General features: G+C 43.2%; 11 protein-coding genes. 1 reads left to right on the forward strand and 10 read right to left on the reverse strand.

The window, feature by feature from the left end:
- Window positions 1-289 precede the first annotated feature (289 nt).
- From MWU84_RS23160 to MWU84_RS23180, 5 genes are all read right to left on the reverse strand, one after another.
- Window positions 290-661: a metalloregulator ArsR/SmtB family transcription factor gene (locus MWU84_RS23160; protein ID WP_348647897.1), complete on the reverse strand. Its 372-nt coding sequence runs from the start codon at window positions 659-661 to the stop codon at window positions 290-292.
- Window positions 662-885: 224 nt separating this feature from the next.
- Window positions 886-1446: an SOS response-associated peptidase family protein gene (locus MWU84_RS23165; RefSeq protein ID WP_246906347.1), complete on the reverse strand. Its 561-nt coding sequence runs from the start codon at window positions 1444-1446 to the stop codon at window positions 886-888.
- A gap of 1 nt (window position 1447) precedes the next feature.
- Window positions 1448-1903 carry a translesion error-prone DNA polymerase V autoproteolytic subunit gene (umuD, locus tag MWU84_RS23170; protein ID WP_348647898.1) on the reverse strand — a complete coding sequence of 152 codons (456 nt, stop codon included), beginning with the start codon at window positions 1901-1903 and terminating at the stop codon, window positions 1448-1450.
- Window positions 1869-3161: a Y-family DNA polymerase gene (locus MWU84_RS23175; RefSeq protein ID WP_246906348.1), complete on the reverse strand. Its 1293-nt coding sequence runs from the start codon at window positions 3159-3161 to the stop codon at window positions 1869-1871. Before MWU84_RS23175 ends, umuD begins: the two co-directional genes overlap by 35 nt.
- Window positions 3162-3232: 71 nt before the next feature.
- Window positions 3233-3856 (reverse strand): M23 family metallopeptidase, encoded by a 624-nt coding sequence (locus MWU84_RS23180; protein WP_246906349.1) that lies wholly within the window; start codon window positions 3854-3856, stop codon window positions 3233-3235.
- Window positions 3857-3961: 105 nt separating this feature from the next.
- On the opposite strand from MWU84_RS23180, the gene MWU84_RS23185 reads away from it, so the two are divergent.
- Window positions 3962-4441, forward strand: a complete 480-nt coding sequence (locus MWU84_RS23185) for a hypothetical protein (protein WP_246906350.1) — start codon at window positions 3962-3964, stop codon at window positions 4439-4441.
- 26 nt (window positions 4442-4467) lie between these two features.
- Here the strand turns inward: MWU84_RS23185 and MWU84_RS23190 are convergent, their stop codons facing one another.
- Genes MWU84_RS23190 through MWU84_RS23210 form a run of 5 tightly spaced genes read right to left on the reverse strand, consistent with a single transcriptional unit; the run spans window position 4468 to window position 10984 of the window.
- Window positions 4468-7824: a TraQ conjugal transfer family protein gene (locus MWU84_RS23190; RefSeq protein ID WP_246906352.1), complete on the reverse strand. Its 3357-nt coding sequence runs from the start codon at window positions 7822-7824 to the stop codon at window positions 4468-4470.
- An 18-nt stretch (window positions 7825-7842) separates the two neighbouring features.
- Window positions 7843-8394: a conjugal transfer protein TraO gene (locus MWU84_RS23195; RefSeq protein WP_246906354.1), complete on the reverse strand. Its 552-nt coding sequence runs from the start codon at window positions 8392-8394 to the stop codon at window positions 7843-7845.
- A gap of 4 nt (window positions 8395-8398) precedes the next feature.
- Complete coding sequence (locus tag MWU84_RS23200; RefSeq protein ID WP_246906357.1) at window positions 8399-9385, reverse strand: DUF4138 domain-containing protein; 987 nt, start codon at window positions 9383-9385, stop codon at window positions 8399-8401.
- Window positions 9382-10359, reverse strand: a complete 978-nt coding sequence (gene traM, locus MWU84_RS23205) for a conjugative transposon protein TraM (RefSeq protein ID WP_246906359.1) — start codon at window positions 10357-10359, stop codon at window positions 9382-9384. The genes MWU84_RS23200 and traM overlap by 4 nt, the downstream gene beginning before the upstream one ends.
- The gene (locus tag MWU84_RS23210) at window positions 10352-10984 is read right to left on the reverse strand and encodes a hypothetical protein (protein ID WP_246906360.1); all 633 of its coding nucleotides are present in this window, start codon (window positions 10982-10984) and stop codon (window positions 10352-10354) included. The genes traM and MWU84_RS23210 overlap by 8 nt, the downstream gene beginning before the upstream one ends.
- Window positions 10985-11125 lie beyond the last annotated feature (141 nt).

The following is an 11125-nucleotide window of genomic DNA, read 5'->3' on the forward strand; positions in this document are numbered from 1 at the left end:
AAAAAAAAACCTTTTGCTTATTTTCCCATCCCTATAAAAATGATTAGTTCGTTCATTCTTGAATTCATATGCTTAGTTAGTAACAATTTAATTTTGGTTTTTTATGTGTTCTATCCTTATTACTCGTACAACCTCTTAAAACAATTACCAAAATCCATTATATTTTTTTTCATTCATAATATTCATTCCAAATATTAGTAATACATATGCATTTATCCACATATGTTATGTTCGTAAAATTCAATTACATATTTTTCCCAATGGCTAAGAAATATGTTGATTATTCTCTTTAATTATCACGCTTAGCCAGTAGTGATTTACATTTATTTATTTCCTTTTTCATTTGTGCGGTAGGCATTGCTTTTATAGCTTCTTGAACCAAGTGCCTAAATTCACTGGTAATTGGAGTTAAATTATAATAAACCCATTTACCATCTCCCACATCCGAAATTAAATTCGCCTCCTTTAATATCCTTAAATGTCGAGATACATTATACTGGTACTCATCCAGTACCTCAACAATTTCTGAAACACAAACTTTTTCATCAATATTTGTAAGCAACCAAATGATTTTTAATCTTTTGGTATCCGATAAGGCTTTAAATACTTTAATGCATTCATCCATCTTTTCAATACAATAAACATATGCGTTAATGCGCATATAGAAAGCGATGCAAATATATAAAAACTTTTTAATTTATTAGTTTTTATCTAAAAAAAATGAAAAATCATAAAAGAGCAGAGAAAGTGCATAGACTAAAAGTTTTATAACAGAAGGTAACAAATGCCAGTGTATAACAAGCGGTAAATGTAATAGCTGTATGGGTTTCATGAAATATTGTTATATTCATTAAAATTAATTGGAAACAGGTAGGCTTTTGCGCTTTAATTAGTGCTACTACACTTACCGCAAACGTTGTGGATAATGGCGTACTTGGATCCTTCCGGAGCTTCCTTCGTCAAAATGGAAAAGGTTACATACTTGTCCGGGGTAATGCTATAAATGCCGGCCAAGCTGATTATGGGTGAATCCCTTTGTTCAAAGTAATAAGGCACTTTGAAGTTTTTGGGCTTTTCACACGTATGGGGTTCATAGAATCCCGAAAGGGGTACGATGCAGCGTTTTGTCAAAGCACTATGCTTGTACATCCAGTGGTCAAAAAGTTTTTCCGCTTGGGCGTTCAGTCCAGCTCCCCAGGGTATGGCCTTTTTGTAATAGGCTTCATGGTCTGCACCAGGTTTATTGAATGGGAGCAAACCCCACATCATAGGGGTCATATGGTCCTTGCGCTGTTGGGGAATTACCCAAAATTGCTGATGGCTATATCCATTGGCGTGGTGGTAAATGAGCTCGGCATTTTCTTCTTTTAGCTTATCCGAGCGTGTTACCCCGAAGTGCAATTCAAGTTGTTTGGCGGTACTGACGATTCTGGTATGGAAACACATGCTATTTCTTATGAACTCGTTTTACGATGTTGGTTACTACGCCCCAAATATTAAGGGTGATATCCCCGCTGATTTCAATGGGTTTATACTTTGGGTTTTCGGGCATCAAATAAATTTTATCTTCTTCTTTTTTGATACGCTTTACCGTAAACTCCCCATCGACGAAGCAGACGGCAATACTTCCATCGTATGCCTCGATACTGCGGTCAATGACCAAAAGGTCGCCATCGTCCATACCAGCTCCCTGCATGGAATCCCCGTTCACACGGGCGAAAAAGGTGGCGTCGGGGTCATGGATAAGCTCCCTATCCAACGAAATACGGTCCTCTTTGAAATCATCCGCGGGCGAGGGGAAACCGCACGAAATCCCCCCATCGAAATAAGGCACTTCGATGGCCATGCCGTTACCAGGCATCAATATTTCAAGCTTCTGTTTCTTCTTTTGGGTAATGTGCATTTACTGTAATTATATCGTCAAACTTACTGGTATATCTGGGGGATAATTGGTTACGGTTCATCTTCCATTCCCGTTTCAAATCTTGGCTACCCAATTTAACAACATTGAAACCAGAAAGCAAATTGATTCGGTCAATGGCTTTCATCAGGGGCAAATGTCTTGGGTCCGAGTTTTGGAAAACGTTCAATTGCTTCGATGCCGATGGGGTGAGTGCCATGACCATAATGCCCGCTTTTTTATAGTGATAGCCTTTTTTGAAAATCATTTTAAGACCCCTTACGGCGTGCTTGGTCAATTCCAGGGTGGAATTGGTCGGGTAGGGGAGTTTGATGCAAACGGAGCGGCCATACTGTGGTAAATGCTCCTTAAATGGGTTTGTCCGAACGAATACCTGAACCAAATTACAATCGGAGCCTTGTCTTCTCAATTTTCTACCGCAAACCGATGCAAAGGTGGCAATACGTTCGTGCAGTTCGGAAAACTCGGTATAATCCTTATGAAAAGAACGTGTACAGGCGATCCCTTTTTTGTTTTGGACTTCTTCCATTTGGATTGAGGGTTTCCCCATCAGGTCATGTTTCAGACGTAGGCCCACGATGGTCATGCTATCCCTTACAAAGTCATCGGGCAGTTCGATAAAGTCAAGTGCGGTACGAACGTTCTGCAATTGCAACATTTTGGCATAGCGGCTCCCAATCCCCCAAACATCACCGATTTTCAGCCACTTTAGGGCTTTTGTCCTCTTGGTGTCGGTGTCCATCAGATACACCCCGCCGGTTCTATCGGGGAATTTCTTTGCAATCCTATTGGCAACCTTGGCCAATGCCTTGCTCGGGGCAATCCCTATCGATACGGGAATACCGGTCGCACGGTGTACAAAGGATTTGATTTCCCTGGCATAGCTCTCCAGATTGAAATGCTCAAAGCCCCGGAACAAAAGGAATGCTTCATCGATACTGTAAATTTCCACCTCCGGACAATATCTTGAAAGTATATTCATTACCCTAGAGCTCATGTCGCCATAGAGCGCATAGTTCGATGATTTCACGACTACATTGTGCTTGGCAAAAAAGGATTTGTACTCAAAGTAGGGTGCGCCCATGGGAATGCCCAAGGCTTTGGCTTCGTTGCTTCTAGCGATACAACAGCCGTCATTGTTTGAAAGCACCACCACGGGCCTATCGTTCAGGGAAGGGTCAAAAACCCGCTCTGAGGATGCGTAAAAATTGTTGCAATCGATAAGGAAGTAGTAGCTCAATTTTGTCCAAACTTTGGACGTATAAAGCTAGTGGGAAATCAAAAGCGGAAAAAGTGTAATCGAATAATTTTTTAAATCTCCAGAAAACAAAAGGGGTAGGGGTCAATTCTATCCCCGTTCTTCCATACCTCGAAATGGATATGGTCTGCGGTGCTTTTTCCGGTACTGCCCACAAAACCGATAATTTCCCCCTTTTTTACAGATTGGCCCTCTTTCACAATGAAAAGATACATATGGGCGTAACGGGTTTTAAAGCCATAATCATGCTCAATAACCACCTGGTTCCCGTAACCGGTTTTTGATTCCTTTGTGCTCTTTATGGTTCCTGAAGCGGCGGCATGAATTGGTGTTCCCGCTTTGGCAGAAATATCAAGGCCAAAATGGGGCTTGTTCTTCTTGTCGATAGGGTGAAAACGATTTCCGAACTTGCTGGAGAAGCGTTTCAGTTTTTTTGGGTTAAGGGGGTTGATAGACGGTACGAACTTAAATTTTGAGCTGAACTTTTGCACATCGCTCCCCAGGATTTCAACCAGTTTTTTTACATCCTCTGCAGAGGCAGATTTATGTAAAAAAATATCTACGGTTTCGGAAAGTTTATTTGGTGAGCTGGTCTGTGCATAAAGGTCATTCCCAAGGGGAGAAAAGGTCAAAAAAAGCAAGCACGAAAAAAGTACCGGAACTGATGTCTTCGGCATCCTTATTGTAGGGATTATCGTATGTAAATAGAGTAGGGGTAAGGGATGCGGGATATTCATAGAGGCATTTTTGTATCTTTAACTACCGAACACAAATCTTACGTTATGAGAAAATACTTACTGACTTTTGGAATGCTTGCCGTCCTATTATCCTGTGATAAGGATGATGACAATATAGGCATTGACAATAGAGAGGAAGCTCTTTTTGGCCAATGGGAATATGAGGCCATCAGGTCTAATACGGCTGTGGATATTAACGGTGATGGAACCGTAAATGTTGACCTGTTCAATACCAACGAAATCCGCCAATGCCTAAAAGACAATCTTACCTTTTTTGCTGATCGCGGGGAAGGTGAAAAAGATGCGTACTCTATTAACGAAAACGGTTTAAGCTGTGGCGAAGTGGATGCTTTCAGCACTGTGGAATCTGATAGATATGAGCTCATCAATAATGAAATCCTTCGCTTTGATAACAGGAACGATATGACCATTATCGAGTTTTCACAAAACCGTCTCGTAGTTGAGCAGGATGATTTTTTGGACGACCAGGATGTTGTCATAACCTATACATTAAAAAGAAGTTAAAAAGGGGGCGCTTGGCCCCCTATTGTTTATACTCTTACAACTGTTCCTGAAGTCCAATCGCTCCACTGGCCATTGCTATCCCTAACACGTACCTCGTAGTCTTGATCTAAATATTTCAATCTGCTCTCTCTTGGTTCTTCTTCCATCAAGAAATATCTATCAACACCGGTTCCTTGGGCGTTGTTGTAGTTGAACACTTCATTGTCCCATCTATTGGTACTACGGTTAAAGATGCGAATTTCAACCTGTTCCAATGTTGCCCCGTTATAGGCCTCAGAACAATTCGCGGCGAAACACGTATAAATCCTCACTTGGTAGTCGCAACCGTTCAGGCCACCACAACTCACATTGTGTTTTTCCCCTTTGGCCGTTACTTTGGGTCGCTTGAACATTTCAATGGATTCGCTAGTGGTCTGGGATTGTCCAGTCGAATTTTCCACACGGATATTGATGTTGAAGCTCTCATCAGTCTCGGGGGTAAATTGCATCGGTGCGCTGCCGTAATCAATCGGTATGATTTCCCCTTCCCTGTATGTAACTCCCTTGTACTGGATGGTTCCAACACTGGCTCCCGAAAAAGTGAACACCATTGTATAGGTTACTGATGGATCGTGTCCGTTTGGCGCATTGGTAAGGGCCGTCAAGTCAAAAGGAATATTGATATACTTGTCTTGTGCTGACTGGCTGATGTTTAGGGTAAACGGTTCCTCGTAAATATCAAAATCGATATTGAAGCTGGCCGTTTTGGTAACGTCCGAAGATGACCGTACCGTAAAGGTTACGTTGTGGTTGCCTTCCGAAATCCCCGTATAGGTTCCCGAAAATGCCCCAACTGGAACGGCAAAAGTTTCCCCTGCGGAGTAGGTTTGCCCATCAAACTCGAAGCTACCGTTATTGCTCCCTGAAGAAAAGTACATTTCGTAGGTGTCGCCCCCGATTCCGATTTCAGAAATGTTGAAATTGGCGGGTATTACTTCGTTTGTAAAAGCCGACGATTCCGAAGCTGAAGCCGTAAAGTTATAATCCTTTGCGTTGACGGTTATCGAAATGGTAACTTGTTTCTCCAGCCCTGTATCGTTTTGGGCTGTGAACGTTATGCTGATGGAACCGTCATCGGTTCCCTCCAAGCTCCAGTTAAAGTTTCCTTTCGGTACGTTATAAATATTACCTGGGCTTACTTCGGTTCCACTGGCATCCTTTATGATGGCGTTCCCGTTCATGGTAAACCGCATACGGTAATTGCTGGATCCTACACTCTCGGTAATGTTGAAGTTTAGAGCGGTTGTTTCGCCTACGGAAATTTCCGTTTTTTGTGCTCCTCCGGTAAATGAAAAATCGACCTGATCGTAATTGATGGTAGTGTTGGCGGTACGGGTAACATCGGAACCTGATTCAACACTCAATACGATATTGTGCTGGCCAGGCTCTTCACCGGTATAGGTAATACTGGAATTGCCGGCACTCAATGGGAAGGTTTCCCCTGGTCCATACTCCACACCGTTAACGGTCATTTTTCCGTTTTTGCTCGAAGAGTAGAACGCCTGATAGGTATCATTTGCTCCGTCCGGAACTTCATCGATATTGACGATGATGTTTACCGGAATGTTTGAAAACTCCGTGGGTTTGGATGGGGTCATGGTAACGGTAAAATCGTTATTGCCAACGACCACCGTAACCTTTTCTTCCAATATTTGACCATTGCTATCCCTTAACAGGAAAGTTATTTCATAGGTTCCTGCTTGGTCGCCGATAAAGTCATACGAAAAGCTCCCTGGGTTGACGGTAAAATACTGGCTTGGTGTAATGGCGGAATTTCCGTTGTACAATTGGGCGGGTCCACCGGTAATAAAGTAATTCAACTCATAGGAAACTCCATCAAAATCACCCTTCTCGATCAGGCTCAATGAAATGGTTCCACGCTGGCCAACCAGCACTTCACTATCGTTGGCCGATGCGGTAAACTCCAATTCCAATTGGCGGGCGGTCAAGTCAATTTCCACAGGCCCCACCTCCTGACCGAAATTGTCAGTTACCATAAAACTGATTTTATGCGCTCCCAAGGTTTCGGGGGTATAGAACAATGAGAAGTTTCCAAGGTCCACCGCATAATCGGTATTATTTTGGATGGTATTTCCGTTAACCCCTGTTACTCGTCCGTTACCCTCGGTTACGTTGAAGGTTAGGAAATAATCAATGTTAGAGGTATTGCCATTGGATTTGATGTTGAAATTCAATTGGGTTCGCTGGTTCACGAAAACTTGGTTACTCTCCGAATTACCCGAAAAGGTAAAAGGAATGTTGGCAACCTCGATTTCGACACTATCCCGCTTTATCTGACCATTTGAATCCCTTACATCAAAGTAAATCTTACGTTGGCCAAGCTCATCATCCTGAAAGGTAAAATTGTAATTGCCCGGATTGATATTCCTAAAAGTGCCTGGATCCATCACGCCACCATTTTGATCGCGGACGGTTCCCGCTCCCTGGCTATCTGAAGAAAAGGCGTGGCTTATCTCGTAGGTAACATCGGAATCCTCGTCTTGTGTCTGAAGGTCAATGTTAACGGCAAGGTTTGTGTTCAGTTCTACCTGTGATGACGAAGCTGTTGACCTAAAGGTAAAATTCAGGTTGCCTACGGTCAATAATAGTTCGTTGGTGATTTTTGCACCGTCCGGAGCGGTTGCCGTCATCGTCAATTTGTGTTCCCCCAGGGTTTCGGGTTGATACCCAAATTCGCTGACCCCTTTTGGCAACGTGAACGATTCTCCAGCTTCATAAGCAGTATCGCCCAAATACAATTTGCCCGTGCCGTCTTCCAGTTGGTAGGTTACTTCAAATTCCTCGGCACTTTCATTATCTGGATTGCCCGTGTCCTTATCCCGTAACAAAGTAACGTTTACGGGGTTGGGGGTGTTTATGATAAATTCCTCTGTGCCTTTGTTCAAAAGGAAACTGAAGCTGGCATATTTTGTATCATAGAATAGCTCCAGTTCTTTTTCTAGGCTGTTGGAATCCCATGCACGTAGTTTCACTTTGTGCATACCGGTATCGATGGCCATGTAGTTAAAGGAAAAATCGAAGTCTTGTACGAAAATGGTATCGGTTTCCCTAATGGTATCGTTCTCGGGGGTCATATAATAGCCTTTTCCGTTCTCTACGCTGTATTGCATAAAGTATTCAACGGAAGTAACGACCTTTTCAGGCTCTAGGGAAAAATCCGTTTTGGATGCCTCAAAAACAAAGCCTTCCTCTTCGTTGTCTGCGGTAAATGTAAAATCAAAGGAATCTTGGACGATACGGTCAAAGTCCTTACTACAAGCTAGGATTAAAATAACGCATAGTACGCTTGAAAACACTATGCGTAGTGGGGTGATGGTTTTCATAACAGTGTTCTTTAGTTCTTAAAATAAAAAGTAGCGTATTCCTACGCCTGCGTAGGGATAAAAATTCCCTACATCCGAGTTGACATGGTAATATTCATTTGCTTTTATCAATAGTGAAAAATCGTCTCCCAATGCAAGTTCCGCCTCTGCGCCTATCCAGGCACCGTAAATAAACTGGCTTCTTCCGTCGATAATGGCCCCGTTGGGCAGTTCATTGCTTCCGTTGTTGATGACCTCGTAACCGAACAGTCCTCCCCCTCCAGCGTGGACACTAAAGGTTTTTATTCGGGAAATATACAATCGGTACATTAGCCCTGGCTGGATGGTGAATACGTTGTAGGGAATATCTTGGGTTCCCCTATCCTCGGCAAAAGCGGCCAAAACGCTTATCTGGAAATATTTGAATCGGTTGGGGTGGAAATTGAAGGTTCCCATAGCGGCGAACCCATCTTCCACATATCCACCGCTAACACCTACCGAAGATGCCAGGTTGCCCCTGCGTTGGGCAAATATCGAAGCGGTGCACAAAAGGCACATAATTAGTATAATTGGTGGGGCTTTTCTTTTCATATACTTAGAATCTTTTGGGGTTGTTCAATAAACCGTGATCGATCTCTAGGGATAAATCCCTGTTTCCGTTGCTCTCGTCCAAATCGACCACTAGGACTTTGTTGCGATCAAGGGTCATTTTCTTCAGGACCACCACAAAATGATTTTCGGTGTTTCCTTCGACCCTCTTGGGGATTTTATATTTCAAAAGCACTTCATCATCGGTTAGCTCGGTCTTTTGGTTACTACTGCTACCCTTATAGGCCGTTGCCGTGCTGAACTTTACAAAATTGATGTCCAGATCCACTCCTTCCTTGTTCTCCAGCCTAAATTGCAGATACAATTCGTTTTGGTTGTAATACACCCCTTTCAGCCATAGGAAAATATCATCGTTTCTTGCAAAGAATCGAGGTATTCTGGCCTTATCGAATTGCATATAATAACACCGTAACCTGTAATATTCTTTGGGGTCGGATTTATAAAGTTCTGCCGTGGGTTGTGCGGTTTCCTCGCCCTGTTCCGGCTCTGGTTCCGTTTCCTCCACAACAACGGTTTTGGTTGCGACCGGTTCTGTGGCCACTTGCCCATCGGCTTCATCATAATTGCCGTTCGTGCCCGCCTGTTGGTAGCCCTTATCGATGTTTTTCCCTAAGATGTTGGTAACGGCTTGGTCGGGCGATATGTACCAGGTAGGCTTCTTTGGTTTTGCCGATAGTTCCAAGGTAAATTCATAGGAATTTCCATTATCGGTTATGGCCGTTAAGCTGGTATAATCCCGTTTGTCGGTTGCCCTTTCATTGTAATAGAGCTTCAGGATGCGTTGAGCGAATGAGCTTCCTTCATCACGTTTGAAATCCATAAAGAATTTAAGCTCATCCCCAATAAAGGCATCGGAAATATTATCGGGAAAGACCACAACGACCTTATCGTTTTTGGACACTTGAATGGTATCGTTTTGGGAAAATCCCACAAACGAAACGAACCAAATAAATAGTGGGGTTAATATTTTCATCTGTCGGGGGTTGTTAGGATAACTTCGTGATTATTGACCAATAGTATTTTGTCTTTCTCCTTGTATTTCTTTTTTCTAAAGAATTGGGAAAAAGCCCTAATAGCGGATGTGCCTAGAGGAATGTTCGCTCTGGCCGTAACTTCTCCAGCCGTTTCTTCGAGTGTTCGGGATTCGGCTTCCGCTTGGAACTCCCTGAACAGTTCACCGGCACGTTTGCTGTACATTCCCGTGTTTCCATCCCGCACGTCTTTGGCAATCAGTATCACCGGAACATGGTCGATGTTGGTCAAGCTCATGAGCACTCTTGAACCCCTTATATTGGCGTTGGCGAATAAAAAGGTGTTCTTCTTAAAAGTGTTGCCTTTATACGTCAAGGGTTCATCCAAAATCAATGTAACCCTATCGCCCGGGAGTATGAATTGGTCCTGATAAATACTGGCTTTGAAGTATAGGGGCGGTTCCGATACCGAGGCCGTGGTATTGACCTGTGCGGATGGGGTTGAAATGTCCTGAGATCTTGCCAAACGCTCTTCCCTGGCCTTCAGCAATTCTTCCCTGTATTTCGCCTCTTTTTCGGCTTTGGTGAGCGGCTTGGTGGTTTGGGTTCCTGCGTTGCCCGATACCACTTGCTCGGCCTTTCTCTGTCGTTCCAAAAGTTCGATTTGGCGCTGGAGCTCCAGTACTTTCGGGTCGTTTTCATCTTCGTAAAGGGAATCGCCTTCATCCAACATTTTTTCAATGCTGTTTTTCTTCGTTCGGTGGGGGTCTATCATTTCATTGTCGGCATCAAAAAGATTGCCCTCTTCGGATTCCATCATATCCTCAAAAGTGAACTCGGAATTAGTCTGTGATCCCGGAGAGGATTCAAAACCCTCGTATTCCGATTCACCGCTGCCGGCATTCACAAACAGGAAAATGACACCAATGCTTAGGAGCCCTACAATGCTTATGATAATAACCTTTGATCTATTCATTTTCTAGCCTTTTATAAATTTGGGAGTAATCGGTAAAGAAGAAGCCTGTTTTGTTCTCAGGATAATTCGGTGTTCTCGTATCGATGTTGCCCCTGGCCACAATCCTGAACCGTTTTATTTCGTCCAGCTCATCGATGGTCAATATAGCCGAAAACTCCACCGAATACGGAAAGGTTTCGACATCCATCCGTATAATCCGTTCAAACTCTGCCTCATAGGTGTAACCAAGCTGGAGCGCATCGTTATAGCCACCATTTTTTTGATAGGTCTCGAATATCCGTTTAGCATCACTGCTGTTGATGTAAAAAAGGCTTCGTGCCTGGTTCGCTTTAATATTAAGCCTGTCAAATGAATTGACATAATAAACAGCGGCCTCGCATTGGTTCAAAACCAATGTTTCCAACATTTTTTCCCGCTGGACCACTTCAGAATTTAATTGCTTTCCGGATTCGTCCGTTACAATGATTTTGTTGACGGTGCTAACATGGACAAAGAACGCCCAGATAAGGACGGCGACAACGATAACGGCACAGCAAACCATAAACCATTTGGTAAGCGAAACGCCCTGTTTTTTGGCGTTTTGAAAACCGTTGTACTGCTTTTCAAATTCTTTGGTATCCATCATATCATATTGTTTATTTTGATCGCTACGAAGCGGTATAGGTAAATCTTGACCCCGATCAGAAAAAGGACTACGAACATATTGTAGTCGCCTTGGTCAAAAAATGCCTGAAATATGCCCTCTGCGAAAAAATTGGCAATCATG

Source organism: Arenibacter sp. F20364 (assembly GCF_023015905.1).
Classification (GTDB): domain Bacteria; phylum Bacteroidota; class Bacteroidia; order Flavobacteriales; family Flavobacteriaceae; genus Arenibacter.

Bases quoted from the DNA above. Each gene is read 5' to 3' on its own strand.
- MWU84_RS23195 (WP_246906354.1), bottom strand. From the start codon at position 8,394: ATGAAAAGAAAAGCCCCACCAATTATACTAATTATGTGCCTTTTGTGC.
- traM (WP_246906359.1), bottom strand. From the start codon at position 10,359: ATGAATAGATCAAAGGTTATTATCATAAGCATTGTAGGGCTCCTAAGC.
- MWU84_RS23210 (WP_246906360.1), bottom strand. From the start codon at position 10,984: ATGATGGATACCAAAGAATTTGAAAAGCAGTACAACGGTTTTCAAAAC.
- MWU84_RS23160 (WP_348647897.1), bottom strand. From the start codon at position 661: ATGCGCATTAACGCATATGTTTATTGTATTGAAAAGATGGATGAATGC.
- MWU84_RS23190 (WP_246906352.1), bottom strand. From the start codon at position 7,824: ATGAAAACCATCACCCCACTACGCATAGTGTTTTCAAGCGTACTATGC.
- MWU84_RS23165 (WP_246906347.1), bottom strand. From the start codon at position 1,446: ATGTGTTTCCATACCAGAATCGTCAGTACCGCCAAACAACTTGAATTG.
- umuD (WP_348647898.1), bottom strand. From the start codon at position 1,903: ATGCACATTACCCAAAAGAAGAAACAGAAGCTTGAAATATTGATGCCT.
- MWU84_RS23180 (WP_246906349.1), bottom strand. From the start codon at position 3,856: ATGCCGAAGACATCAGTTCCGGTACTTTTTTCGTGCTTGCTTTTTTTG.
- MWU84_RS23185 (WP_246906350.1), top strand. From the start codon at position 3,962: ATGAGAAAATACTTACTGACTTTTGGAATGCTTGCCGTCCTATTATCC.
- MWU84_RS23200 (WP_246906357.1), bottom strand. From the start codon at position 9,385: ATGAAAATATTAACCCCACTATTTATTTGGTTCGTTTCGTTTGTGGGA.